The 24473-nt window shown below is 33.3% G+C and carries 29 protein-coding genes; 5 read left to right on the plus strand and 24 right to left on the minus strand.

The annotated features are described in order from the left end of the window. Positions 1 to 21 precede the first annotated feature (21 nt). Positions 22 to 705 carry a hypothetical protein gene (locus tag P8J93_06865; protein ID MDG2061517.1) on the plus strand — a complete coding sequence of 228 codons (684 nt, stop codon included), beginning with the start codon at positions 22 to 24 and terminating at the stop codon, positions 703 to 705. Here P8J93_06865 and P8J93_06870 read toward each other — a convergent pair. The 7 genes from P8J93_06870 to P8J93_06900 form a co-directional block, all read right to left on the minus strand. Beyond that, complete coding sequence (locus P8J93_06870) at positions 702 to 2219, minus strand: sulfotransferase (protein MDG2061518.1); 1518 nt, start codon at positions 2217 to 2219, stop codon at positions 702 to 704. The genes P8J93_06865 and P8J93_06870 overlap by 4 nt on opposite strands. Positions 2220 to 2237: 18 nt before the next feature. After that, entirely contained in the window at positions 2238 to 3041 is an 804-nt protein-coding gene (locus P8J93_06875; protein MDG2061519.1) for an SDR family oxidoreductase, read from the minus strand. 1 nt (position 3042) lies between these two features. Beyond that, a complete protein-coding gene (locus P8J93_06880; protein MDG2061520.1) occupies positions 3043 to 4077 on the minus strand; it encodes an alcohol dehydrogenase catalytic domain-containing protein in 1035 nt (344 codons plus the stop codon). A 133-nt stretch (positions 4078 to 4210) separates the two neighbouring features. Beyond that, positions 4211 to 4393, minus strand: a complete 183-nt coding sequence (locus tag P8J93_06885; GenBank protein ID MDG2061521.1) for a hypothetical protein — start codon at positions 4391 to 4393, stop codon at positions 4211 to 4213. A 7-nt stretch (positions 4394 to 4400) separates the two neighbouring features. Beyond that, positions 4401 to 5270, minus strand: coding sequence for a TauD/TfdA family dioxygenase (locus P8J93_06890; GenBank protein MDG2061522.1), 870 nt, complete (start codon positions 5268 to 5270; stop codon positions 4401 to 4403). A 4-nt stretch (positions 5271 to 5274) separates the two neighbouring features. Then, on the minus strand, positions 5275 to 6810 hold the full coding sequence (locus tag P8J93_06895; GenBank protein ID MDG2061523.1) for an aldehyde dehydrogenase family protein: 1536 nt from the start codon (positions 6808 to 6810) through the stop codon (positions 5275 to 5277). Positions 6811 to 6817: 7 nt separating this feature from the next. Continuing rightward, the gene (locus P8J93_06900; GenBank protein MDG2061524.1) at positions 6818 to 7900 is read right to left on the minus strand and encodes a phosphotransferase family protein; all 1083 of its coding nucleotides are present in this window, start codon (positions 7898 to 7900) and stop codon (positions 6818 to 6820) included. An 84-nt stretch (positions 7901 to 7984) separates the two neighbouring features. On the opposite strand from P8J93_06900, the gene P8J93_06905 reads away from it, so the two are divergent. Both P8J93_06905 and P8J93_06910 read left to right on the plus strand, forming a co-directional pair. Beyond that, entirely contained in the window at positions 7985 to 8377 is a 393-nt protein-coding gene (locus P8J93_06905) for a hypothetical protein (GenBank protein ID MDG2061525.1), read from the plus strand. 13 nt (positions 8378 to 8390) lie between these two features. Then, positions 8391 to 9263, plus strand: coding sequence for an amidohydrolase family protein (locus tag P8J93_06910; GenBank protein ID MDG2061526.1), 873 nt, complete (start codon positions 8391 to 8393; stop codon positions 9261 to 9263). Here P8J93_06910 and P8J93_06915 read toward each other — a convergent pair. From P8J93_06915 to P8J93_06945, 7 genes are all read right to left on the minus strand, one after another. After that, positions 9260 to 9430 carry a rubredoxin gene (locus tag P8J93_06915; protein MDG2061527.1) on the minus strand — a complete coding sequence of 57 codons (171 nt, stop codon included), beginning with the start codon at positions 9428 to 9430 and terminating at the stop codon, positions 9260 to 9262. The genes P8J93_06910 and P8J93_06915 overlap by 4 nt on opposite strands. Next, complete coding sequence (locus tag P8J93_06920; protein ID MDG2061528.1) at positions 9431 to 10237, minus strand: crotonase/enoyl-CoA hydratase family protein; 807 nt, start codon at positions 10235 to 10237, stop codon at positions 9431 to 9433. 28 nt (positions 10238 to 10265) lie between these two features. Further along, positions 10266 to 10952, minus strand: a complete 687-nt coding sequence (locus tag P8J93_06925) for a methyltransferase (GenBank protein ID MDG2061529.1) — start codon at positions 10950 to 10952, stop codon at positions 10266 to 10268. 152 nt (positions 10953 to 11104) lie between these two features. Then, positions 11105 to 12259 (minus strand): thiolase domain-containing protein, encoded by a 1155-nt coding sequence (locus P8J93_06930; protein MDG2061530.1) that lies wholly within the window; start codon positions 12257 to 12259, stop codon positions 11105 to 11107. Then, positions 12256 to 13314: a lipid-transfer protein gene (locus P8J93_06935; protein MDG2061531.1), complete on the minus strand. Its 1059-nt coding sequence runs from the start codon at positions 13312 to 13314 to the stop codon at positions 12256 to 12258. The genes P8J93_06930 and P8J93_06935 overlap by 4 nt, the downstream gene beginning before the upstream one ends. Beyond that, complete coding sequence (locus P8J93_06940; GenBank protein MDG2061532.1) at positions 13307 to 13810, minus strand: Zn-ribbon domain-containing OB-fold protein; 504 nt, start codon at positions 13808 to 13810, stop codon at positions 13307 to 13309. Before P8J93_06940 ends, P8J93_06935 begins: the two co-directional genes overlap by 8 nt. 4 nt (positions 13811 to 13814) lie before the next feature. Next, a complete protein-coding gene (locus P8J93_06945; GenBank protein ID MDG2061533.1) occupies positions 13815 to 14255 on the minus strand; it encodes an OB-fold domain-containing protein in 441 nt (146 codons plus the stop codon). A gap of 63 nt (positions 14256 to 14318) precedes the next feature. Between P8J93_06945 and P8J93_06950 the strand changes: the two genes are divergently transcribed. Continuing rightward, positions 14319 to 15056 (plus strand): SDR family NAD(P)-dependent oxidoreductase, encoded by a 738-nt coding sequence (locus P8J93_06950; GenBank protein MDG2061534.1) that lies wholly within the window; start codon positions 14319 to 14321, stop codon positions 15054 to 15056. Here P8J93_06950 and P8J93_06955 read toward each other — a convergent pair. The 4 genes from P8J93_06955 to P8J93_06970 are packed head-to-tail and all read right to left on the minus strand — an operon-like array spanning position 15053 to position 19508. Continuing rightward, complete coding sequence (locus P8J93_06955; protein MDG2061535.1) at positions 15053 to 16393, minus strand: VWA domain-containing protein; 1341 nt, start codon at positions 16391 to 16393, stop codon at positions 15053 to 15055. The genes P8J93_06950 and P8J93_06955 overlap by 4 nt on opposite strands. Positions 16394 to 16397: 4 nt before the next feature. Beyond that, entirely contained in the window at positions 16398 to 17330 is a 933-nt protein-coding gene (locus P8J93_06960) for a MoxR family ATPase (protein MDG2061536.1), read from the minus strand. Continuing rightward, positions 17330 to 18193: an alpha/beta hydrolase gene (locus P8J93_06965; protein ID MDG2061537.1), complete on the minus strand. Its 864-nt coding sequence runs from the start codon at positions 18191 to 18193 to the stop codon at positions 17330 to 17332. The genes P8J93_06960 and P8J93_06965 overlap by 1 nt, the downstream gene beginning before the upstream one ends. A gap of 1 nt (position 18194) precedes the next feature. Then, positions 18195 to 19508 (minus strand): aminotransferase class III-fold pyridoxal phosphate-dependent enzyme, encoded by a 1314-nt coding sequence (locus P8J93_06970; GenBank protein ID MDG2061538.1) that lies wholly within the window; start codon positions 19506 to 19508, stop codon positions 18195 to 18197. A gap of 62 nt (positions 19509 to 19570) precedes the next feature. On the opposite strand from P8J93_06970, the gene P8J93_06975 reads away from it, so the two are divergent. After that, positions 19571 to 20164, plus strand: a complete 594-nt coding sequence (locus P8J93_06975; GenBank protein MDG2061539.1) for a TetR/AcrR family transcriptional regulator — start codon at positions 19571 to 19573, stop codon at positions 20162 to 20164. Here P8J93_06975 and P8J93_06980 read toward each other — a convergent pair. The 6 genes from P8J93_06980 to gspI form a co-directional block, all read right to left on the minus strand. Continuing rightward, positions 20156 to 20821: a hypothetical protein gene (locus P8J93_06980; GenBank protein ID MDG2061540.1), complete on the minus strand. Its 666-nt coding sequence runs from the start codon at positions 20819 to 20821 to the stop codon at positions 20156 to 20158. The two genes, P8J93_06975 and P8J93_06980, sit on opposite strands and share 9 nt — an antisense overlap. 67 nt (positions 20822 to 20888) lie before the next feature. Beyond that, on the minus strand, positions 20889 to 21353 hold the full coding sequence (gspM, locus tag P8J93_06985) for a type II secretion system protein GspM (GenBank protein MDG2061541.1): 465 nt from the start codon (positions 21351 to 21353) through the stop codon (positions 20889 to 20891). Beyond that, complete coding sequence (locus P8J93_06990) at positions 21350 to 22525, minus strand: type II secretion system protein GspL (GenBank protein ID MDG2061542.1); 1176 nt, start codon at positions 22523 to 22525, stop codon at positions 21350 to 21352. Before P8J93_06990 ends, gspM begins: the two co-directional genes overlap by 4 nt. Beyond that, a complete protein-coding gene (gene gspK / locus P8J93_06995; protein MDG2061543.1) occupies positions 22518 to 23510 on the minus strand; it encodes a type II secretion system minor pseudopilin GspK in 993 nt (330 codons plus the stop codon). The genes P8J93_06990 and gspK overlap by 8 nt, the downstream gene beginning before the upstream one ends. Beyond that, positions 23507 to 24115: a type II secretion system minor pseudopilin GspJ gene (gene gspJ / locus P8J93_07000; GenBank protein MDG2061544.1), complete on the minus strand. Its 609-nt coding sequence runs from the start codon at positions 24113 to 24115 to the stop codon at positions 23507 to 23509. Before gspJ ends, gspK begins: the two co-directional genes overlap by 4 nt. Beyond that, entirely contained in the window at positions 24115 to 24471 is a 357-nt protein-coding gene (gene gspI / locus P8J93_07005; protein MDG2061545.1) for a type II secretion system minor pseudopilin GspI, read from the minus strand. Before gspI ends, gspJ begins: the two co-directional genes overlap by 1 nt. Positions 24472 to 24473 lie beyond the last annotated feature (2 nt).

The following is a 24473-nucleotide window of genomic DNA, read 5'->3' on the forward strand; positions in this document are numbered from 1 at the left end:
TAAAAATAAAAGTAATATATTATGAAAAATCTAGTCATCTCAGCCTTAATCTTTTTTTCCTTAAATGCATATGCTGCTCACCATGAAGAATCTGATCTAGGGTCTAATAACTATCAACTTATTTCTACATACGAAATAGCTTATGGACAGAATCCTCAAGTTCTTTCTAAATGGTTACAAACTTACCAAAAAAATCAAGAATCATTTGGTTATAATAATTGCGGAGTCTATCAACATGAATTTGGAGCACCTAGGTCATTTTATACCTATTGCAATTTTGATGATTTTGGACAATTTGCTGAAATAATGAAAAAATCAAATGCTGCACCAAATACTTCAAGTAGACAAAATTTTGCTTCTCATAGTGATAATTTTGTCTCTGTAATAGAAAGAAACCTGACAGAAGCACCTAATTACCTTCTTTATTCTAAATTTATTTTTGGCCCTTACCTTACAGCTACTGAAAGAGGAGACAGAGCTAAAAAATTATTTAATCTATTTCAGTCGTCATTTAAAGCTTGCAATCTAGCACAACACAAGTTCGGTCCTGAAATTGCTTTTTATATAAGTTGCGGATTTAGTGACTATTCTGATTTTGCAAAAAAACAAAAAATACAATCAGAACTCAATAAAAAAGAATATTCAGATATCAATCTCGACATAAAAGATCATTCAGATAATATTTTAGTTCTAATCATGGATTAATCTAATTTATAACCTTTCTCAATCATACTTTCTTTTATTTTAAAGAAATTATTTTCGTAATTCTTTGAAAACCCAACAGAAGAAGTATTGATAGGTTGCCTAGCTTGATAAGAACTAGCTGTTAAAATATTTCGACTACTATTGTGAGGAGATAAATACTTATTGTCCCATCTTAAATTACAAAATTTTATCAAATTATAAATTTCTGTTTCAGGGCTTTTTACTAATGAATCATATTCCAGATGATATATTTTAGATGGAAACTGCCTTTCCCAATATTCCATAACTTTTTTATAGAAGTCATAATATCTCTCAATTTCATCTAAGCTAAATGTCCATTCAAGTTCATTACTAAAATATGTGGTGAAAAGAGAAAAAATATTATCTAAGGGATTTCGATAAGTATGTAATATTCTTGCCTCAGGAAAAGAATTTAAAATAATTCCACAAAACTTAAAATTAAATAACATTTTATCGGTAAAACTTCTGGTACCACCAACTAGATCTATATATTTCTTTCTTAATGCACCTGCTTTGTTATTTGTTTTTAGTAATACAGTCGAATAAATAGCCTCATTCAAATGATCTACCTCACCTAAACTAGAGATATCACCATTCATTGATAAAATCGATTCAACTAATGTTGAACCTGAGCGTGGAAGCCCTATTATAAATATAGGAAGAAGTTCTTTATTACTTGTTACTTTTTTAAAAGACTCAAATTGTTGATGAAGAAATATGATCTCTTCAAATTCTTTATCGTAATTAGTAGGTTTCCGAGATAATAGATTGTATTTTCTTTTATTTGCTTTCTTATAAAAAGTAAATGATTTATCAAAAATTTCTAAGTCTTTGTACGCTTTACCTAAGGCAAATTCTATATTAACTAGATCTTCTTCTTCTTTTAATGATTTATAGGCCTTTTCTGCTGAGAGTAAATACTCAGATTTATTATTAACCTTAAATAAGGTAAATAAATTTCTATAAGCTACAGTGTTATTTTTATTTAATCTGATAGCATCCTTATAGAGGGAAGTTGCCTCATCAATCTTACCTTGATATCGGAGAACATTTGCAAGATCATTACAAGCTTCAGAATATCCATCACTATATTTAATAGCTAAACGATATGAATCTGCAGCATCATTAAATTGTTCTAATTCTTTATATACCAATCCTAAGTTTCTATGAGCAACGGAATAGTTAAATTTATTTTGAATTGCCTTTTTAAATGCTTGAATAGATTTATATAACTGCTTATCTTTTTTATAAGATAAACCTAAAGTATTTAAAGCCTCAGGAAAATCTGAACGAATTTCAAGGCTTCTTTTTAAATATAATATTGAATTTTTATAGTCGCCTAAAACAAGATAAACCTCACCTAGAATTCCAAGTACTACAGAAAGATCAAACCTTTTAAGTTCTTTTTTAAGAAGATTAAGTAACTTTTTTTTTGAGTTTTCTAAGTCACCTGACTTTAAGTCCACAATTGCTGACTTAATAGACTCATCCATATTTCTGAAATATATAATCTAAATATTAGAGACCCTAACTACCACACCCCCATCGCAGGTAATTACATCACCTACGGTATAAGCACCGGCTCTTGAACTTAAGAATATTGCTAAACCAGCTATATCCTCCATTGTGCCTACTCTCTTCCTGGGATTAGAATCTGAAACAAATGACCAGTCAATATCCGTATCTCCACCACCCCCTACGCCTGTACTTAACATCCATGTAGGGAACGGACCCGGTGCTATAGCATTAACAATAATATTATCTTTAACTAGCCTGGATGCCATCTCTTTTGTTAAATGATGCAGAGCTGCCTTAGAAGGCCCATAAGCATGAGCATCAAAGGAATGACCTCTAATCCCATCTATTGAGCCAATATTTATAACTCTTGAAGGGTCTTGATGACTTGCATTCACCTTTAATAAATTAAGAAGTTGCTGTGTTAAAAAGAAAACACCTTTGACATTTGTATCCATAACTTTATCCCAACCCTTAGAGGAATATTCCTCTAGTGGTTCTCCCCAAGAAGCTCCGGCATTATTAACAAGAATATCAAGCCCTTCTTCTTTTAAAGAGAGTTCTTTTGCTAAAAATTTTATGCCTTCATCGGTAGATAAATCAGCTGGTATAGAAATACAGTCACTTCCATATTCTTTCATTAGTCTTTTTGCAGTGGCATTACAAATATCAGATTTTCTTGAGCTAATATAAACCTTTACTCCATTAGCTAAGAAACCAGCTGCTATCATTTCTCCAATGCCTCTTGAACCGCCTGTAACTAAAGCTATCTTTCCTTTAACGGAGAATAAATCTTTCATTTTACTCTTCATCAGGAGCCAACATAACTTTGCAATGATTATTAGGTTTTCTCAAATCTTCGAAAGCATCAGGAAAGTCAGAATAACCTACTGTTCCGGTACACATATTAGAAACATCGAGCCTATCAGAAGCAATTAGACCAGAGATAAATTCAAAATCTTCTTTATGATAGGATAAGACAAACTTAACTGTCATTTCTTTTGCCATAGCCGTAGCAGGTATAAAGTGATCCTCACGAGTACAAAACCCAACTACTATTAGTTCAGTTCCGTAAATAGCAATATTTGTTGCTTCAGAGATCATGCCAGGTATACCAACACATTCAAATATAATATCGGGGAAGGAGCCATCGCAGATTTTAGAAAACTCTTCTCCTACATCTGGTGTTAGAGTTGGATTAATAGTTGCAGTTGCACCATAATCATATGAAGCCTTATTGCGAATATCTTCAGGCTCACTAACAATAATATTAAAAGCGCCCATAAAACGTGCCCAGTAAGTTACAGACAGTCCAACAGGACCTGCTCCGATTATTAATATATTTTTACCTTGTAACGAAGAAGCCATCTTAACAGCATGAAGACCTACAGCCATAGGCTCTATAAGAGCTCCTTCAATCCAATCAACACTATCTGGAAGAATAATAGAATTATGGGTATCCAAGCAAACATAGTCTGCAAAACCTCCTGGATGCATCATGCCTATAACTTCATTTTTTTTACATTGCCAAGGCCTACCTAACTGGCATGAAGCACAATTTCCACAACTATAGAAAGGAAGTCCTGTTACTTTCTTACCTGTTTTCCAATCTTTATCTACAGACTTACCTGTAGCTATAATTTCTCCTACATATTCATGGCCAGGTATTGTTCCAGATGGAAGAGCTGTTGCATGTGATTCAGTCCCGTGAAGATCTGTTCCACAAATTCCACATCTCTTTACCGCAATAACCACCTGTTTATCTCCAGGCGTGGGATCATCTACATTTTCTATGCTTAAAGGTTTTCCTGCCTCCTTAAAAACTGCAGCTTTCATATTTCCTCCAAGAAAGTAAGATACAAAAACCTAAATATAACATAGCAAATCTAAGGTTATACTGATTTATGTTGCATGCCCGCATAACTTAATAACGAAATTACTATGTAATTTATCTCCTAAAGTATTAGGACTAGGATTTTCTTTCCTGTTTCTTTTTAGAATTTTCTTTATCTAAATTATATGGTTTAGAAATCATCTTTTCTATTTTGAGTAGAGAGTTATTTATAAAATTTTCTGCAAGTAATGATTTCTTCATGACATTATCAGCGATCTTTTTTGCTTTTTTAGAATACTTATCTTTTTCGTTAGTCATCTTAAAATTAATATGGTTTATTACCTTTTATAGTAACTCTTTCTACAGCTCTGTTTTGAGGAAAATAATCCTGAACTGCATAATGTTGGCAAGCTCTATTATCCCAAAAGGCAATAGAATTTTTTTTCCATTTAAACCTGCACTGGTACTCCGGAATAGAAGACCTAGAGTAAAGATATTTTAACATCTCTTCTGATTCCTGTTTATTCCAACCTTTTATTTCTTGCGTAAAGGCTACATTCACATAAATAGTTTTTTGACCTGTACCCGGATGTGTTCTTATTACCGGATGTTCAGGTTTAGGATACATCATATTAAAAGATTCTATTTCATCTTTAGTCTTCCCTTCTTTTATCATCCTGTATCGGAAAGTTGTAAAGTCATGTATGGCAACTGCTCCAACTAACTTTTCTTTAACCTGATCAGGAAGATCATTATATGCTGCACCCATATCTGCAAATAAAGTGTCTCCACCATTTTTTGGACATTTCAACATTCTAAGTATAGAACCTAAAGAAGGTTCCTTTCTCCAGGTTACATCAGAATGCCAAACATTCTCTTTTCCTTTATTTCTTTTATCTCGAACTATACTTAAAACTTCTGGGTAATCAGGATTATTAGCTCCAAAAGGATGGACTTCTAGATCCCCAAAGTAGTTAGCAAATCTTATATGATCTTTTGTATTTATTACCTGTTTCCTAAAGAAAATTACTTTATATATCAGGAGGGCCTCATAGATTAATTGTATTATTTCTTTGCTAAGATTTTTAGTTAAATCTATATTTAAGAGTTCCGCTCCTATTGAAGGACTTAACCTTTTTACCTTAAATGGAAGGTTTTGTTTTTCAAATTTACTTGGTTCTAAACTTTCCTGCATAATTTTAACCAAACATTTTCCTAACAAGTTTACTGCCCCAAAATAATTTTATTGCTCCTTGCATATCCTTGACTGTTTTTTCTGAATAAGGATATTCAGAAACAGGACCCTTAGAAAAACGTTCAGTAATAATCGGCATAGGATGACAGTACCCTTTCAAACCTTCAACTCCATTAACTAAACCAAAACCACTATTCTTTATTCCTCCAAAAGGAACTTCATTAACTCCATAGCTCATAGCCATATCATTTATACTAACTGCTCCAGTATTTAACTTGTTAGCAAGCCTTATTCCCTTTTCCCTACTTTCGGTCCAAATATTTCCATTAAGTCCATAACTGGAATCATTAGCAAGCATTAAAGCTTCTTCTTCATCTACTACCTTTTGAACGCAAGCAATAGGTCCAAAGGTCTCCTCATTCATAATCTTCATTGAATGATCTACATTAGAAAGAACGGTGGGTTCAAAATAAAGACCTGGAAGAGAAGTATTTCTTTTTCCTCCCGTGTGAAGAATAGCTCCGTCATCTATAGCAAGTTGGACATGCTCTTCAATAATCATTAGCTGCTTGTCCCATACTATCGAGCCTACATCAGCATTTTCTTTTCCATTTTGAATGAGAAGAGAAGCTTTATGAGAAAGTTTTTTAATAAATTCATCATAGTTCCCTTCTGTCACATATATTCTTTCTGTACCACAACAATACTGCCCCGCATTCATACATGAACCAATTAAGGCGCCTGAAGCTGCCTTGTCTATATCGGCATCATCGCAAACAATCATTGCGTCATTCCCACCTAATTCAAGTGTAAAAGGAACTAATTTTTCACTACAACTCATTGCTACTTTTTTTCCTGTAGCAACACTTCCAGTAAAAGAAATTTTATCTACAGAACTTTCCACTAGATCCTCTCCTGTTTGACCATCTCCAACTAGAACTTGAACTAAATTATCTGGTAAGCCTGATTGTAAAAATAATTTCTCAACTAATTTAGATGAAAAAGGTGTTACCTCCGAAGGTTTTATAATAACAGCATTGCCTGCTAACAATGCTTGGACAGCTGGATTTAGAGCAAGAATAAAAGGGCCATTCCAAGGAGTAATAATACCTATTACTCCAAGAGGTTTATGAAGGACCATGGCTTTTTTTAAAAGATTCATAACGCCATGAAGTTTTATCCTTTTAGGTTTTAAAAGTTTCTCTGCTCTTTTAGCATAAAATGATAAAGAATCCACTGCAGCATAAACTTCCATTGATAATGCTTCAGTTTTCGGTTTTCCTGTCTCTTTCATTACAACTTCCATAATTTCATCTTGATTCTTAATAATCTCATCAATCATGGAATGCATGTATGCGGCTCTTTCTTTATAAGACAAAATAGACCATTTCTTTTGAGCTAACCTTCCCTTGTCTACAGCCTCAACAATCTCTTTTTTAGTTGTCGCTATAAAGGACCCAGCTGAACTAAGGTCTACTGGACTCTTAAGAATATATTCTCGTCTGCCGTCTTCTAAAATATGTCTTGTTAAAATGGACATCTAAACTCTAACCATGTTTCTCTAATTCTTGAGTCATGTACTGAGTGACATGATTGTTTATATAATAATCACTATCTTCAGGCATCACTCCATTAATTATCATTTTTTTACTTGTCATTATCATAACAATTGAAAATTTTTGGAGGGCAAGAATTCTATAATAAAAATAGTTAGTTGGATCATAACCTGTTTTTTTTACCCACACCTCGATAGTCTCTTCTGCTTCTGGAAAACCTTCTAATCTCGGCACCGACAAGCCTAAGCTATTTGCATCATCAACAGCAATTCCCCAAGATAAGTCCATAACTGGATCTCCTAAAATAGCCATTTCCCAATCTAGTAAGGCTGAAGCTTTAAAATCTTTATATAAAATATTTCCACAACGACAGTCACCCCATACTAAGCTTATAGGATTGATATCCAAAGTTGGTTTATTATCTTCTAGCCAAGCAAATGCATCTTCACATACTTTATGCTCCTCTTCTGGAAGAGCCGATGACATAAAGTTCCGATAATATTGGATCTCTTGATCTAGGGGTCTTTCACCTAATTCAGGCCTATCTAAAGAGCTGAGTTGTAGATCTTCTAAATCAATTAGATGAACCTCTGACATGTAGTGAACCCATTCCCACCATATTCTCTTCTTTTGCTCTATAGAAGCCCTTGCAACCCAACAGTTTGGGTCCATATGAAATGGGGGGCTATCTGGGGGAGCTGTACCCTCTACATATCTCATTAAATAAAAGGGTGAGCCAATTATTGTAGAAGAAGATTCATTCCACACGACTTCCGGGGTTGGCAAACCTAACTTATATAATTCATTCATTATTAGAACCTGCTTATCTAGGTCATATTCTGGAAAAACCTGAAAACCTGTCGGCTTAACTCTTAAAACATAAGAATCTTCATGAGGAATATCTTTTTTTATATAACTAGCTTTTATTATTAAAGTTTCATTAGAAAAACCAGTGTCCTCAGGTCCTCCAGATGAAGTTAACTCAAGAACTTTAGGGCTATCTAAGCGATCCTCAAACCAAGGCGTCAATTTATTGAGGACTTCTTTTACATTAGCAGTTGTAGACTCGGGCATTAATTTAATTAAATGATTTTTTTAGAAGTATAACCTTTGATAAGGTAGTCTGTTAATCAGAAATTAAACTAAATAAATTAGACAATGAAAGCCAATAAACATTTAATAGGATATATTTCGGAATTAAATCAAAATCTATTGCAAACTTCGGCTATTTATATTCAATCTATAAATGGTTGCAACTTTCATTTCAAAGAAGTGGAATTTAATGATGAGATGATATTGAATATAGATTACTTATTAAAATATTTTAAAAAGAATAAAAAGAATCTAATCATCAATGATGAGAAAGAAATTTCAGTAGCTTATGAAGCTAATCAGCTGCGGAGATTATTTCTTATAACACTCCCTTTTTTATCAGATAATAATAAAAAATCTTTTAACTGGGTTAAAGTTAACTCTCTGAAAGAATCTGAATTAGATATTGCCATATCAATAAATTTTCAAGGACAGTTACTTCAGGTCTTAAATTACTAAAGAGGTAAATTTTATGAAGTTTTCGAAGAATATAAAAATAATAGATCTAATGATGGGAATACCAAGTAATTCAGATAGAAATGACTGGTATGAATTTATGAAACCACTTTTGTTAGATAAGGAAAGTAAGGAGTTGTTTTCTTTTCCCGCTGAATATATGTTTAAAGATGTTCCAGTTACTGGAGATCAAAAAGATTTTGTAAAATTTATCATAGATGAGATGGATAAATATGGAATAGATAAATCTTTTATTGGACTTAACGAAGATCAAGAGGAGTTTCAAAGAGCTTTTAAGGACCACTCAGATAGATTCTTCTTTAATTATCCAGCCAATCCTAACAGAGGAATGGAAGAAGTTAGGAATATAAGAAGGCTTCATAAGAAATATGGAATTAAAGGAGTTGATGCTTTCCCATCAGGCCTTTGTCCTCAAGTTCCCATTAATGATAAAAAATGGTATCCAATATATGCAACGTGTGTAGAACTAGACATTCCTTTTTCGTGTTGCGCAGGAGTACCAGGACCAAGACTACCAATGGAGCCTCAAAAAATAGAATTAATAGACGAAGTTTGCTGGTTCTTTCCGGAACTAAAATTTGTAATCAAGCATGGTGGAGAGCCATGGACCGCCCTTGCAGTAAAATTAATGATTAAATATCCTAATCTTTACTATATGACAAGTGCATTTACGCCAAAATATTACCCAAAAGATATAATAGATTATGCTAACAGCAGAGGGTCTGAAAAAATAATGTATGCAGGATATTTTCCTATGGGATTGACCTTGGAGAGGATTTTTTTAGAAATGCCTCAGGTTCCTTTCAAAGAAGAGGTATGGCCTAAATTTTTATCAGAAAATGCTACCAAAGTATTTAACTTAAGTTAAGAAACAATAAGTTCAAAATCAAATTTACTAACACCACAATCTGGGCAACACCAATCATCAGGAATATCTTCGAATAATGTACCTGGAGGAATACCATCTTCAGGTATGCCCTTTTCTACATCATATATATACCCGCAAATGACACATTCCCATCTTGAAGAGGCCATTTATTTGCCAGTAAATTTTGGTGTTCGTTTTTCTGCAAAAGCAGCTAAGCCTTCTTTAGAGTCATCAGATTCAAATACTGGCCAACCTAATTCTAGCTCTTTTTTTAAAGCCTCTTCCTCTGGTATTCCCTCGCCTAGATCCCTTAGGCTTTTCATAATTGCTTTAATTGCCACTGGAGAGTTTTCTACTATTTGTCTAGCCAATTCAAAGGCTTTATCTAATGATTTTCCTTCAGGGACAACGTGACCAATTAAACCATACTCCTTAGCCTCATCTGCGGTTATTCGTCTTCCTGTCAATAACATTTCTGCAGCCAGAGTATATGGAATTTGCCTCCTAATTCTAACAGTTGCTCCACCTAACGGAAATAAACCTCTTTTAGCTTCTGTTAAACCAAAAGTAGCTGTTTCAGCTGCTACTCTTATATCTGTTCCATGCAAGAATTCAGTGCCTCCAGCTAGAGCAAATCCTTCTACAGCAGCTATGATAGGTTTATATGGTCTATTGTGTCTTAGTAGAGCTTGCCAATGAAGATCTGGAACAGTTTCCATTCTTTTAATAATTTCCTTACTGCCTTGATCACCGCTATACATTGCAGTTAAGTCAGCTCCTGCACAGAATACATCTTTTGTTCCAGTAATAATTGCACATCTTAAATTATCATCTTCATCAAGTTCTCGCCAAGCATCATATACATTTATTAACATGTCAGGACTGAGTGCATTTTTCTTTTCAGGCCTATTTAATTGGACTAAGAGAATATGATCTTTTTTTTCTATAATTGCATGTTGATCAGATAATTCCATAAAATATTATATTAATTACAAGTATTTATTAAGGTTTCTTAAACAATAAAGTCATTCTATCGCTTTCACCTATTTCTATATATTTAGCCCTACCTTCTTCCTTTAACCTTAAGACTGGAGGTAAAGTCCAGACCCCTTTCTCATAATTTTTAGTATCTTTAGAGTTAGCATTAATTTCACTAGTTTTAACTAAAATGAAACCTACTTTTTTAGCTTCTTCTATAGCAAGTTCTTGTGTCACATAACCGCTTTTTTTCATCTCATCAACAGAAGTCCCAGGATTAGCTCTATGTGTAACTATACCAAAAATACCGCCCGACTTTAGAGCGTCAAAAGATTGACTAAATATAGAACCCATATTTGGACCTAACCAGCTATGCAGGTTTCTAAATGTCAAAACAGCATCAACTGAGCCTTTTTCAGCCAAAACTTCTCCTAAATTCACAATACTAACTTTATCAAATGCCCCATTGGTAGATAATTTAGTCTCATATCTTTCTCTAGATCTTTTTTGATAAGAACCCTTGCTTGCATCATGTGCAGCTGCTATGAACTTTCCTGAGCCAGCTCCTATATAAGGAGCTAATATCTCTGTATACCAACCCGACCCTGGAGATAGTTCTACAAGAGTCATATCAGAAGAAATTCCAAAAAAAGAAAGAGTCTCATATGGATGTCTGAAGATATCTCTTTCTTGATTAACGCTAGATCTCAAATCACTCTCAATAGCATCTTGCAAAGAATACGAGTAAAGGTTTAAGCAAAAAAAACAGAGAAAGATTGAAAGTCTTTTTACGTTTATATATTTCATATTATCGTCTCGTTATTATTTATTTTATATAATTTTTATAGGTATACTTCTGCAAATTAAGGTTTTTTTGATGACACTATCCACATCGCAAAGAATTGTGCTCCTCCTCCAAAAGCATGTCCCATTGCAATCTTAGCATTTGAAACCTGATACTCTCCAGCCTTTTGTCTAACTTGTTGTGCAGCTTCACCAAAACGAATAAGCCCAGAAGCACCTATAGGATTAGAAGAAAGCACACCTCCTGACATATTTACTGGAAATCTTCCTTCCAAAGCAGTATCTCCATTCTCAGTCATCTTCCAACCTTCTCCTTCGTCAGCAAGTAATAAGTTTTCTAGCCACATTGGTTCATACCAACTAAAAGGAACATAAATTTCAGCACAATCAATTTCTTTCCTTGGATCTAAGATTCCAGCCTGCTTATAAACATCTTGAGCACACATTTTGCCAGCTACAGGATTCACAACATCTCTACCTGCATACATAGTAGGCTCTGATCTTGCTGACGTACCTAAGATCCAGGCAGGAGTTTGATTAGAATCTACGCAATCTTCAGATGAGATGACTAAAGAACAGGAACCGTCTGATGATGGGCAGCTTTCTAAGAAAGTTAGTGGATCCCATAAAATAGGTGATTTTTCTACCATTTCTTCATTTATGCCTTCTATTTTTAAATGTGCATTTGGGTTTTTTAATGCATTTAATCTATCTTTAACAGCAACAAGTCTACCGATATTATCTGGAACATTATGTCTTCGTTTATATTCCCTCATATAGGGAGTAAAGTAGCCACCCGCACCTGCATTAATCAAAGGAGCATAAGGCACAGTAGTAGATAATGCCCACATGGCATTAGATTCTGATTGCTTTTCGTATGTAGAAACTAAAACTCTTTTAAAAAGACCACTTTGTATATACGATGCTGCAACTATACCTGTAGCACCTCCTACACTACCTGCTGTATGGACTCTAATAATAGGTTTGCCGTTAGCAACCAAAGCATCAGATAAATATAATTCTGGCATCATTACTCCTTCAAACATATCTGGCGCCTTTCCAAGTATGACAGCATCTATATCCTTCCAATCTAAATTAGCATCTTTTAAAGCCTTATCAGCTGACTCCCTTACTAATCCGGCCATAGATACGTCATCTCTTTTTGATTTATGGTGAGTCTGACCAACTCCCACTACAGCTGCTAAAGCAGTCATGAAGTAGCCTCTAAAAGAACCAACATATTCTGCTGCAAACAAGGCCCTGAAGTTGCATGTGCAAGACCACAATTTAGTGAGGACGACTGAAGTTGTTGAAAAATAGACCCTACCCTATCGAGTCCTGCTGTCATAATTATATTACCTGCTAATGGTCCACCTGACTGATTTATTAAAACATCATCAGATAAATTTAATTCTTTTTTTAATAATAAATGTTGATGTGAAAAAGGTGCATGTAATTCAGCTACCTGTATGAGTTTTTTATCAAGATTTAATGCTTTTGCAGATATTTGGATAGAAGGAGATTTTGTAAGATCTCTCATTCCAATTTGTCCCGTTTCTATTCTGTGATCAAAACCAGTTATAAAAACTGGTCTTTTATGAAGCTCCTTTGCTTTCTTTTCTGAAGCAATAACCATAACCGAAGCTCCGTCAGTGATAGGTGGGCAGTCATGTTTTCTGAGTGGTGATACAAAATATGGTTCATTAAGTAGATCCTTAATTGAAATATTACCAGATAACTGTGCATTGGGATTATTTAAAGCATAACTTCTACTTTCTTTTACTACATGAGCCATCTCTGTTTCTGAAATAATATCTTCTTCTAGGAGTAATCTAGCTTGTAAAGCAGCAAGACTTACACTGTCAGGCCATAAAGGAGCCATGTAATAGGGATCTAACTGTAAACTTAATATCTCCCTAACTTGCCCTGGTGAGGATTTACCAAAACCATAAATTAAAGCTACTTCAGCCTGACCTGATTGTATTTTTAACCAGGATTCATAAAGAGCCCAAGCTGCATCCATTTCAACATGAGATTCTTTAATAGGAGGAACTGCACTTACTGCATTTAAGCCATCCACAAATGCAAACGACACTCCTTGTAAATAGTCACAACTTCCAGAACAAGTAAAATCAATATCAGATTGAGTAATATTTAATTCAGCAAAAGCCTTATGAATAACGGACATAATGAGTTCAACTTCATTCTGGGCTCCTGTATCTCTCATCATAGGAGTCTGTTCGTAACCTATAATTCCAACTTTATGCATTTTTAAATTTATCCCAAAGATTATCTATATCTCGATCTGGTTCTCCTGTTGGTTCAAAATAAATTATATTTTCCAGGCTAGGTTTCCACTCATTTTTAGGTCTCCATAAAGCTTTTACTCTCATACCTATCGTTACTTGATCATGAGGGATTCCGCTTATAAGATGCATAAAAGACAAGTCTGCTCCATCCAAGACAATATTAGCGGAAACAAATGGAGGATCTACAGCACCACCTGGAATCGGAATATAATTAATTGTAAAAGATTCCACCGTACCTGTATGAGCTACTTCAACCTCTTCTTCTGTAGCCACTCCGTCTCTAGGACAAGAGCCTCTTGGCGGAACATAAACCCCTTTACATATGGGGCAACGTTGTCCAACTATTTTACCTTCTAACATTTTTTGTAAGAATAATGTCGTAGCAGCTCCAGCTGTATAGCTATAATTAAAATGAATAGGTGCTTCAAATCCAATTATTTTATTGTCTTCACTCATCTAATTATATTTTTTCAAAATAACAAATATCCTTGATAGATCCCTTTGGAGGAAGTGCCCAGCAAGCCTTAACTCTCATTCCTATTTTCATCTCATCTTCTGAAGAGATTTTAATAGCATGTAAAAAATTAGTGTCAGCGCCGTCTAATAAGATTAATGCCCAGGCAAACGATTCCTGTATTGGGTGCTTATCTAGAGGGGAATGAACCCAAGACCAAGATTTTACTGTTCCTATGTTACCTAACTCAACGAATTCAGATAGTTCTTCTCCTGTATCAGGATCAAATTCTACTGGAGGCATTAGCACTTTACCCTTGCTATTTTTGATGCCCATAATCTGGCAAGATTGAAGACATGTAAGGAAATGCCCAACTATTGGGCCTGTAGACCTAGTATAAGTAAATCCTAAGTCAAAATTAGCTCTTAAAATATTTTTTTCATTCATAGAATTTAGGTAAAATTAAGAATCAAGTTATCATTCTAAAAAATATATTGTAAGGAAAATAAAATGAATAAACCACTCGTTGTTATTACTGGAGCAGGATCAGGCATTGGAAGAGCTTGTGCAATCAAATTCCAAGAAAATGGATACCAAGTTGCCTGCCTAGATATTGACCTTCAGGAAGCTAAAAATACCCTTAAATTAATTAATAGTGATGGCAGAGCATACCAAGTTGACGTAAGTGATTATAAGATAGTAGAGAAAATATCCCAGAATTTAATTTCTAATCTCTGCTCTCCCTGCGCACTAATAAACTGCGCAGGAATTAGCCCTAACCCTATGCCAACTCATTTATATGACATCGAAGAATGGAAAAGAGTAATTGATATAAATTTAAATGGATCTTTCTATATGATGAAATATCTGATACCTGCTCTTCTTGAAAATAGCAATAGTTCTATTGTCAATATTTCTTCAGTCTTAGGAGTCGTTGCAAATGCTACAACCTCTGGTTATGCAGCAAGTAAACATGCGATAGTTGGTCTTACTAAAGCGACAGCATTAGATTATGCCCAACAGGGTTTAAGAGTTAATTGCGTAGGTCCAGGTGTTATTGAGACTAATATGACTAAAGAAATATTGGCAGATCCTAAGACTAAGGAAATGCTGTCTTCACAAACTCCCATTGGTAGGGTAGCAAAACCTCGCGAAGTAGCTAATCTTATTTATTATCTTAGCTCTGAAGATGCTGAATTCATCACAGGTAGTTTTTTTCCAATAGATGGGGGTTACACAACTGCTTAAATTGCGGTCCTCAACAATGTCGATATAACTCTTTCTAATTGATCTAAAGTTCCGCATTGCATAACCTTAGTGCAATGAGCAGAATAAGAAGTCATTACTGAATCGCCCGTATCCCACCTATATTCTCCTTCTGGATTAAGCCAATAAACTTGCTTAGATCTTTCATATATTAATTTTAGTAAATTTGATTTATCAGGTCCAAAATTATTTCGAGCATCTCCTAAAATAACAATAGTAGTTTTTCTATCAATATCCTCTAAACATAAACTTACAAAATCAGATAAAGCTTGACCATAATCTGTAGAACCACCCCCATGTCTAGATAAAGCATGCTCTATTGCTGGCTCTAACTGCTGTTTTTTAAAGTCTTCAGTTACTTCACCGAGTTCAGATGAAAAAACAAAAGCTCGTATCTTAGATACAACCTCCGTAAGACTAAAAAGGAACATAAGCATAAACCTTGCATATGCCCCTACAGAACCACTGACATCACAAATGACATAGATTTTTGGACGGTCTACTTTTTTATATTTCCAATTAAGTCCAAATAAAATTCCTTGATTTGACCAATTCTCTCTCAATGTTTTCCTGATATCTAGCTTACCCTTTCTATGATTCTTCTTTCGCCTAGAATGAAGATTTGCTAACTTTTTTGCCATCTTTCTAACTAATGAGTGAACTTCATGCATGTAAGATTTATCTATTTGACCCATATTGAGAGATTTAAATATCTTTTCTCTTAAATGCTCTCCAGAAACATCGCCATGTAATAAAAATTGTTTTTCTACATAATCTGAAACTTTTTCTCTCAAGTTAGAAAGATTTAAACGAAGTTCTTTTTCTAAAGCTGAAGGCTGTCCATCTTGCCCTACACCCGACATTAACCTGACTTCATCTTCTAAAACAGAAACACCCATATTTTCAAGTATTCTTCTAGTAAAAACAGCTCTTTGAGTAAAATATTTAATTTCTGAAATATTAGCATCTTCAGCTGCTTCTGCTATAGCTAACATTGTTTCAGCCTGATCAGATTTTAATAAGAGATTGCCTAAATCTGAATTAACTTCTATTGATTGATTATTTTTTATTTCTGGTAATTCTGATTTAGAATTATCAAGAATCATTTCTGAATTAAAAAAATCTTCAAAACATTTATAGAAATCATCTTTTTCTTGAGGAGTTTTTGAAAGAGTTAGAGATAAAGACCTTTTTAAAAGCTCTTTATCCTCTAGACCAATATTATTTATAACTTCAATAGCATCTATTGTCTCAGCTGGAGATGCCTGTATGTTAGAATTTCTTAAAACCTTAATAAAGTCTGTTAAAACTCTATCCATAAAATTATCGAGCGGTAGACTCTTTAATAAGTCTTGGTATTTCTTTCTGGGAAACCTCTATATCTTGCTGATATTTCAGCAGAACATTTAATGTCTCTCGAGCTAAATCTTCATTTAACTCTTCAGCACTTAATAAAATAAGAGTTCTTGCCCAATCTATTGTCTCACTAATAGCAGGAACTTTTTTTAAATCTAGATCTCTCAAACCTTGCACAAAACTAACTAATTGTTTTTGTATATTTTGATTTAAATCTGGAACTCGAGACTTTACAATTTTTCTTTCTAACTTTGCATCAGGAAATGGAATATATAAATGCAAACATCTTCTTTTTAAAGCATCACCAATTTCTCGACTATTATTACTTGTTAAGAAAACTAAAGGTCGCTGCTCTGCTTTAATAGTTCCCAACTCTGGAATAGAAACTTGAAATTCAGATAATATTTCTAGAAGTAATGCTTCAAATTCTTCGTCTGATTTATCTATCTCATCTATCAATAGAACTGAACCATCTCTATTTGATAGGGATTGTAATAAAGGTCTTGATTCAAGAAAATCTTCTGAAAAGAAAATATCTTCAAAATCCATAAGTTTACTTAATGATTCTTTTAAACCTTTAGCTCCTTTTAATACATCACCCAATTGTTCTTTTAAAATCTGAGTATAAAGAAGTTGTTTTCCGTATCGCCACTCATACAGCGCTTTAGATTCATCAAGCCCTTCATAACATTGAAGTCTATATAATTCTTTATTAAAAAAAAGAGACGCTGTATTAGCTAATTCCGTCTTTCCAACTCCAGGAGGGCCTTCTATTAAAATAGGTTTATCTAAAGCTTTTGCTAGATAAACTGCTGTTGCTATTTGGTCGTTACAAATATATTTAAGTTTTTGAAAGCCTTTTTTAATCTCTGAAATTTCTTCAGAAGGTCCCTTTATCATTATTTATCTCCAAGTAATTTTCTTAGTTCTTTTGCAAAAATAGTAGGCTCATCCAGGAAAAGATGATGCATAGCACCAGGTATACCAACTTGCCTAGACTTAGGTATTTGACCAACATAAGTCATATATTCTAATATCCCAGCACTTAAAATTTGGCTCATTAAACCATAAACTATGTAAATTGGGCATTTTAGGTTCATAAAAATATCAGTTAAATCTTCTGCCTCATAAGTACTCATAATCTTGCCATCAGATTTTAAAACCCAACCTCCATGCTCTTCTTTATAAGAATGTTCAGCAATGTAATTAAGAATAAAATTATGACGAACAGGCTGAGGGGGCAATAGCCGAAATGCTTTTATAGCTGAATCATAATCTTTATAGATAAAATCTGCTCTTATCATGCTTCGTCCACTATTTTTAAAAGCATCTAATTTATCAGGAGGTAAGACAACCATTGAGTCTATTATATAAAGAGAACTAATCAACTCCGGATAAAGACTTGCAGCTTTAACTGATATTGGTCCACTCATGCTATGCGCAACTATTTTTGCCTCTTTCCAGCCCATGTCTTCAATAACGCTCTTAATTTCTAATGCATATATATCTTGAGAGTAATTACTTCTATGGTCACTATCTCCCATACCTGATAAATCCATAGCAACAACAGAATAATCATCTAAAAAACAAGGAGCTATAAAGTCCCACCAGTGCGAATTAGCAGCATATCCATGTATAAATAAAAGGCCAGGCTTGTTTGGATTTCCCCATTTTTGATAAGATATATTTGCACTATCTACTCTCACGCTATGGCGTGAAGACTTAATAGCAACTAAATCATTGAACCAACTAGGAATATCCATTTTATAATTTATTAATTACAGATTTTAAAGTTTCACCTATTTTTAATATTTGCTCCTCTTGGACTATCAGAGCAGGAGAAATAACTAAATAGTCTGCAGAAGATCTAAGAAGAAGTCCCTGATCATAACATTCTTGAAATACTTTCATCGAAGTTGCATTAGCAGGTCCTTTGTTATCATTAAAATGAATTGCTCCCATCAGGCCAATGTTCCTTATGTCTAAAACAGAATCATTAATACCTTTTAGAGAATGAAGAGTATCTTCAAAAAGAGTCTCTAACGATAATGCTCTATTGAATAAATCTTCTTCCTCATATACCTCTAATACAGCTAGAGCCGCTGCAGAAGCAACAGGATGCCCAGAATAGGTATAACCGTGGAATAATTCTATTGAATCGGGAGAGGCACTCATAAATTCTTGATGAATATCATTCCTGAAAGCTACAGCACTCATGGGTATTACTCCACTGGTAAGTCCTTTGGCCATTGTTATTATATCTGGTCTAACTTGAAATCGTTCAGCAGCAAAGGAGTGGCCAAGTCTACCAAAGCCAGTTATTACTTCATCAAATATCAGCAAGATATTGTATTTGTCACAAATATCTCTTATTTTTTTTAAATAACCTTCCGGCGGAACAATTACCCCACCTGAACCAGTAACTGGCTCAATAATAACCGCTGCTACTGTAGACGGATCATGAACTAGTAATTTTTCTTCTAGAATATCAGCTAAATGCCCTCCCCATGAAGGCACTCCTTTAGAAAATGCCATATAGGCTGGATTCCAAGTATGGGGAATAAGATCTACATCTGAGAAAAGAGAGCCAAAAATATCCTTGTTCAAAGGAATGCCTCCAACTGAAGTTCCTCCAAAATTTACTCCATGATAACCCTTTTCTCTACCTATGAATTTAGTCCTATTAGGTTCACCTCTAAGAGCATGATAGCCGAGCACAACCTTCATTGCAGTCTCAACAGCTTCCGATCCTGAATTTCCAAAAAAAATTCTATCTAAGCCTTCTGGTGTTAAAGACGAAACCTTTTCTGCAAGTTCAAAAATCTTTGGATGAGCCATATTAAAGATAGTGGAATAATCTAACTTTCCAACTTGTTCTCGAATAGCTGAAACAACCGTAGGATGGCAATGACCTACATTGCAACACCAAAGCCCAGCTACACCATCTAAAATATTTCTGTCATCATGAGAGGTATAATACATACCAGATGACTCGACAAGTAATCTAGGATTTTCCTTAAATAACTGGTTGGCGGTAAAAGGCATCCAGTAATTATCTAGGTTAAGAGAATTTTTCATTTTATTAGGTCTAGTTTAAAACAATAAAAAAGTTAGAACTAATTATTCTATAATAAAATATAATGAATCTTTTAAAGAAACTTCCAAAGATACCCCAACAAGAGAGAAGTAAAAAAAAACGGGCTTTGATCTTAGAGACATCTAAAAGAATCATAAAAGATCTTGGTCCAGATGCGTTAACTTTAAAAAATGTTGCAGAACGAGCAAACTTAAAAAGACCTTCTTTATATAAACTATTTCCTAGTGTTGAATCTATAATATTTTCCCTAAGCGAACTCTACATTAAAGAACTTCTTAATTTAATTAAAAGTAACTTTAACCAAGTTAAATCCCAAGAACTAGAATACTATCTTAAAATTTTCATAGATGTATCATCTATCTTTCTCAATAAACAACGCTACCTATCTTTTCTATTTATTAATCTAAATATGAATTTCCATTCAATTGAGCGGTCATTAAATCATCAAGAACATTTAGCAATTTCCTTTTCCACATTATTAAACGAACAAAATATTAAATTTGATGGGGAAAAAATAATGATTGCTGTGCAAATAATTTTTGCTGTTCTAGGTCATGGTTTAAGGTCTAAAGGTTTGATTGACTCAAGAACGATAAATGATGCTAAAAGATCTGCATTAGCCGTTATTTCAATTTAAAAGATCTTTTAAACTTCCTGAAAATTTAATAGACGGCTCAGAAGAAAAATTAAATTTAGCAAATCTTTGTAATTTAGATACTACTTTACCTGAAGAGACTTCAACGTAATAATCCAGATGAGTATTTAAGGTAAATTTTCCAAACAATAGGTTTTCTTTTGGTGTAGATCTAAAAGTAGAAGTTAACTCTTTATTCTTGCATTCGATTGAGGCTTTAAGACCTATTTCTTGATTAAAAAAACCATATACATCTAACAAGTTGCCTGTCATCTTTCCATTGGCATGATTGCAGCCTAACTTATTGAAATTTAAAATAGGAAGGTCGATGGATATATTAGATAAAGTTAAAGGGTATTTTGTATTATTTATAAATGCTTTATTTATTTTAATTCTTAAAAATGCTTTTTCTAGAAGATAATTTTGAGAATGGTTATAAGCAAATATACCTTTAAAATCATAGTTCTTGTTTTTAGCTATAACACTAAAGCCTAACTTACCTTCAAAAAGAAGTTTAGGATCATAGATAAGCATAATATTTCCTAGATCGGTATCTAAATATTGAACTCCTTGTAACGATCCACTCCACCACTTTCCATTTTCATTTTCTATATGTATATCTTCATACTTCAATTGAAGAAGGCTACTTAAAGATTTCATAGGAATAAAATAACTTGATGTCATCAAGAAAGTAAGAATCAATAAAATTGCATATCTGAGTTTCATCTTACAGTGATAGTACTATCTGCGCCTTTAGTCCAATGTGTTTGCCCCCTGATATGTTACGTCTTAATGAAGCATTAGAAATTGATACCAAGCCCTGACTTTTTAAATCTCTTAGTAAATTTAATAAATCAATAAAATTCACATTTTTAATAGTAATAGATAAACTTCCTTGTTTAATAGGTTGCAATCTGTCTATTAGAACCCCGTTTTTACGAGCTATAGTACCTACTTTAGAAGCAAAATTTTCAGCAGTTAGCTCTCCAGATGTACTAATGGGTGATGACTCCATTACCTTTTTGATTTTTAAAAAAAGAATTCTTTCATCATTTAAATCTTGAATTGACTTCTCTTTCCAAGAATAAACTCCTTGATAGAGACCTCCTAAGACTAATACTAAAGCCATAAATATAGTAAAAACAACTAAAATTTCTTGATTTCGATCTAATTTATTTCTGTAATATTTCATTTCTGTCTAATTAATATCTCGCTGATTACAGAACTTCCTGATCTTCTAGAGGAACCGGTTTCAACTACAAAACCTCGATCAATGAATTCGCGCTTAATTTCCTCTAAATTTTCAAATTCAGGGCTCTCAATTTCTAGTAAAAATAAATTATTTTCTTTATCGAAATTTATTGAGAAAATAGAAGCATCTAAATTATTAGATAATATTTCTGAAGAAATTAAAAAAGTATCCATAAACCTTCCTATTCCTTGTTCTTCGATACCCTTTAACTTCTTCTTAATTTGACGTGTAGTATTGCCAGTAAGAGGTTCATTTGGATAAAGCTCTTGATAAGATTTGATAGACAAATTATTAAAATTGTTAGTTAAAGATTCATTTTTATAAGCTGAGATAGTCATATTTAATATCTGTAAAAGAAAAATACTAAAAACTGAAAGAATAACTATATACCAACTTTTTATTAGCTTATTCCATGAAACCTTTGGTAGAAAATTGCCTGTCAATAAGTTTAATTCAAAAAAGAAGTTATCTACATTTAAGTTAATAAAATCTGCCAGATGCTTAATCTGAAAAACTACATCTCCAAAATCTACTTTAGGATTACCATCATGATATACAGACATCTTAGAAATTCCATACTCAGATAAACCCTCTTGAACAAGAGAAGATATAGTTACTTTATCTGAGCTCCACCTCCATTTATTTCCATAATTAACAAAAGAAGAATCCTTATATGAGACTAGAAAACCTTCATTGGTTTTACTAGATATGAAAGATTCTATTGGTATTATAGATTTGGGATGCAAGTAAATGCCTTGCATCAAAGATAAACATTTCTCAATGACAGCTTTTGCAGTAATTGAAACTAATAAAAAGCCATCTTCATCTCTTGATGTAAAAGTTAAATGGTAATCACTCATATTACCTAAAGTTATATCTTCGATTAAATGAGGTATCATTTTATTTAATTGAGATTTATTAACTGGCGGAACTTTTATTCTCTTAAATCTTGTTCCAGAATTAGAAATAATCAGATGAATTTTAAATTGGTCATATCCCTGAAAGTTTTCTTCTACAAAAGAAACTCTCTTGTACGAATTGTTTCCATCATCTATTAAGAAATCAATGAAATCATGATCATGTGTATCTAAAATGAGAAATAAATTATCCATCGTAGACTCCTATATTCCTTGATAAGATGGAAACAAATCCTGAGTCTTCTAGGCTCATAACGGATTCCATGTAATAAGGATATCCTTGAGCCAGGACCTTAGTTTTTAAAAGATAAAAATATGAATTTACTCTCAATTGCGATCTTACAGATTTTGATACTATAACGTCTTCAAGTTCTGGGTGCGCCCAAAATTCAGCTATATCTAAAAAACCACCTTCTGGACGATCTCTCAAAATATTTTTTGCACTTGTTAAAGAAAAATTTTCTCCAAAAAACATTGCTAATAAGGCCGGTTTATCTTCAGGGATGGCATTAATATTTACGCTCGTATTACCTATTAATGGCAAAGAGCAAAGATAAGGTGATAAATTTTTTACAACTTCCATCGAATAGTTTTTAATGCTGTTTAATTCTAATAATACCGATATAGGTTGATTTCCTGTTCTGTAAGAGGGGTCTTTCCTAATATAATAATCATCTTCAGCACCTAAAGAATCAGAATAAAAAACGTCACTATCTAGCCAATCCACTAAAGGATATATTAAACCTCCTATCTCAAAATCATTAAAACTTAAAACTTTTAATAACCTCTTATAATGATCTACACCACCCTGATTAATAATTGAGTCTCCACTTATTTCGTCTTTTCTAATCAGGCTATTCACATTAAAGCATGCATTTAAATCTTTAAGGCTTCCTTCTATTTGGGCCCCTTCCAGGGTAACTTTAATTACAGGTAAATCATTATCTGCAATAATTTTAGACCTATTTTTTTCTCTTACTCTTTGCTCTAAGAAATTAGAAGCAGTTGATTCAACTCCCACTGCATACCATTGGGCTTGTTGCCTATTTTTCAGATCATTAGAAAATTTAGATAAATTAATAAGATTATTAGAGGAAAAAACACCTACGGAGGTAATAATAGCAACAACCATTAGAACAAGAATCAAAGCAGCGCCTCTTTCCTTGACTGAAATAGTCATAAAGTTGTATTAGATAAAATAAACAACTTTTTTATGGCCCCTATAGATTGAACTCTAAATATAACTTCAACTATCTTAGGAAGTTTATTGTTATCTAAGTCAGTTACATCTGGCCATCGATCGGTCCAAATAGTATCTTTATAAAACCTCACCTCTACTTCTTCAACTTGAGATAATAAAATCTGGCTATAGACAGGGGTATCCTCTGTTCTATCTGCATAAAAATATTCCTTTCTTTGAATGTTACCATCTATCAAAAAATACTCTATCCATCTGACCGCTCCTTTTGTTTTATCTACTGTGAGGGTATTAATACTAAATGATAGGAAAGGTGAATCATCTAATTCACTCTGATTATTACCTTTAAAGGAATAATCAATATAATCTCCTTTATTGTCTCTGGCCCTTCTATTGATGGACTGTATGAGATCTTGGCTAAGTTGCGTATTTGTTAATTCTAATCTATTGATTAATTTAGATCTTTCAGAAACTTCAGCATTATAACTAAGGCTAGTAGAAAGGCCTGAAAATAATAAAACACCTAAAAGACCTAATAATGAGATAGAAACTAAAACCTCTACTAAAGTAAAACCTTTTTCTCCCATTACAAAGTTTTATAGCCTAAAAGGGAGGCAATCTCTTTGCCATCTTGTCTACTAACAGTAATATTAATTTGAGCAGCTCTCCCATCTTCAGAAAAATCAATGTCTCTAATCCACGAAAATTCTCTATCTGCCTGCATAGAAGTACCAGATGCATATACTAATCCGTCCTCTGAAAGCATTGTTTGAATTAAGATATTTTCAGCCACTATCCCTGCTAAATAATCTTCTTCCATAAAACCAGAAAAAATTGCATTGGAAGAAAATATTTTCAATCCAGATATTAAAGCAAAAGATAAGATTCCAAAAGCTACAAGCACTTCAACCAAAGTAAAGCCTTTTTCTAATGGCTTGATCACTT

Source organism: SAR86 cluster bacterium (genome assembly GCA_029268615.1).
Classification (GTDB): Bacteria; Pseudomonadota; Gammaproteobacteria; order Magnimaribacterales; family Magnimaribacteraceae; genus JAQWNM01.

Bases quoted from the DNA above. Each gene is read 5' to 3' on its own strand.
- P8J93_06865 (MDG2061517.1), top strand. From the start codon at position 22: ATGAAAAATCTAGTCATCTCAGCCTTAATCTTTTTTTCCTTAAATGCA.
- P8J93_06870 (MDG2061518.1), bottom strand. From the start codon at position 2,219: ATGGATGAGTCTATTAAGTCAGCAATTGTGGACTTAAAGTCAGGTGAC.
- P8J93_06875 (MDG2061519.1), bottom strand. From the start codon at position 3,041: ATGAAAGATTTATTCTCCGTTAAAGGAAAGATAGCTTTAGTTACAGGC.
- P8J93_06880 (MDG2061520.1), bottom strand. From the start codon at position 4,077: ATGAAAGCTGCAGTTTTTAAGGAGGCAGGAAAACCTTTAAGCATAGAA.
- P8J93_06885 (MDG2061521.1), bottom strand. From the start codon at position 4,393: ATGACTAACGAAAAAGATAAGTATTCTAAAAAAGCAAAAAAGATCGCT.
- P8J93_06890 (MDG2061522.1), bottom strand. From the start codon at position 5,270: ATGCAGGAAAGTTTAGAACCAAGTAAATTTGAAAAACAAAACCTTCCA.
- P8J93_06895 (MDG2061523.1), bottom strand. From the start codon at position 6,810: ATGTCCATTTTAACAAGACATATTTTAGAAGACGGCAGACGAGAATAT.
- P8J93_06900 (MDG2061524.1), bottom strand. From the start codon at position 7,900: ATGCCCGAGTCTACAACTGCTAATGTAAAAGAAGTCCTCAATAAATTG.
- P8J93_06905 (MDG2061525.1), top strand. From the start codon at position 7,985: ATGAAAGCCAATAAACATTTAATAGGATATATTTCGGAATTAAATCAA.
- P8J93_06910 (MDG2061526.1), top strand. From the start codon at position 8,391: ATGAAGTTTTCGAAGAATATAAAAATAATAGATCTAATGATGGGAATA.
- P8J93_06915 (MDG2061527.1), bottom strand. From the start codon at position 9,430: ATGGCCTCTTCAAGATGGGAATGTGTCATTTGCGGGTATATATATGAT.
- P8J93_06920 (MDG2061528.1), bottom strand. From the start codon at position 10,237: ATGGAATTATCTGATCAACATGCAATTATAGAAAAAAAAGATCATATT.
- P8J93_06930 (MDG2061530.1), bottom strand. From the start codon at position 12,259: ATGACTGCTTTAGCAGCTGTAGTGGGAGTTGGTCAGACTCACCATAAA.
- P8J93_06935 (MDG2061531.1), bottom strand. From the start codon at position 13,314: ATGCATAAAGTTGGAATTATAGGTTACGAACAGACTCCTATGATGAGA.
- P8J93_06940 (MDG2061532.1), bottom strand. From the start codon at position 13,810: ATGAGTGAAGACAATAAAATAATTGGATTTGAAGCACCTATTCATTTT.
- P8J93_06945 (MDG2061533.1), bottom strand. From the start codon at position 14,255: ATGAATGAAAAAAATATTTTAAGAGCTAATTTTGACTTAGGATTTACT.
- P8J93_06950 (MDG2061534.1), top strand. From the start codon at position 14,319: ATGAATAAACCACTCGTTGTTATTACTGGAGCAGGATCAGGCATTGGA.
- P8J93_06955 (MDG2061535.1), bottom strand. From the start codon at position 16,393: ATGGATAGAGTTTTAACAGACTTTATTAAGGTTTTAAGAAATTCTAAC.
- P8J93_06960 (MDG2061536.1), bottom strand. From the start codon at position 17,330: ATGATAAAGGGACCTTCTGAAGAAATTTCAGAGATTAAAAAAGGCTTT.
- P8J93_06965 (MDG2061537.1), bottom strand. From the start codon at position 18,193: ATGGATATTCCTAGTTGGTTCAATGATTTAGTTGCTATTAAGTCTTCA.
- P8J93_06970 (MDG2061538.1), bottom strand. From the start codon at position 19,508: ATGAAAAATTCTCTTAACCTAGATAATTACTGGATGCCTTTTACCGCC.
- P8J93_06975 (MDG2061539.1), top strand. From the start codon at position 19,571: ATGAATCTTTTAAAGAAACTTCCAAAGATACCCCAACAAGAGAGAAGT.
- P8J93_06980 (MDG2061540.1), bottom strand. From the start codon at position 20,821: ATGAAATCTTTAAGTAGCCTTCTTCAATTGAAGTATGAAGATATACAT.
- gspM (MDG2061541.1), bottom strand. From the start codon at position 21,353: ATGAAATATTACAGAAATAAATTAGATCGAAATCAAGAAATTTTAGTT.
- P8J93_06990 (MDG2061542.1), bottom strand. From the start codon at position 22,525: ATGGATAATTTATTTCTCATTTTAGATACACATGATCATGATTTCATT.
- gspK (MDG2061543.1), bottom strand. From the start codon at position 23,510: ATGACTATTTCAGTCAAGGAAAGAGGCGCTGCTTTGATTCTTGTTCTA.
- gspJ (MDG2061544.1), bottom strand. From the start codon at position 24,115: ATGGGAGAAAAAGGTTTTACTTTAGTAGAGGTTTTAGTTTCTATCTCA.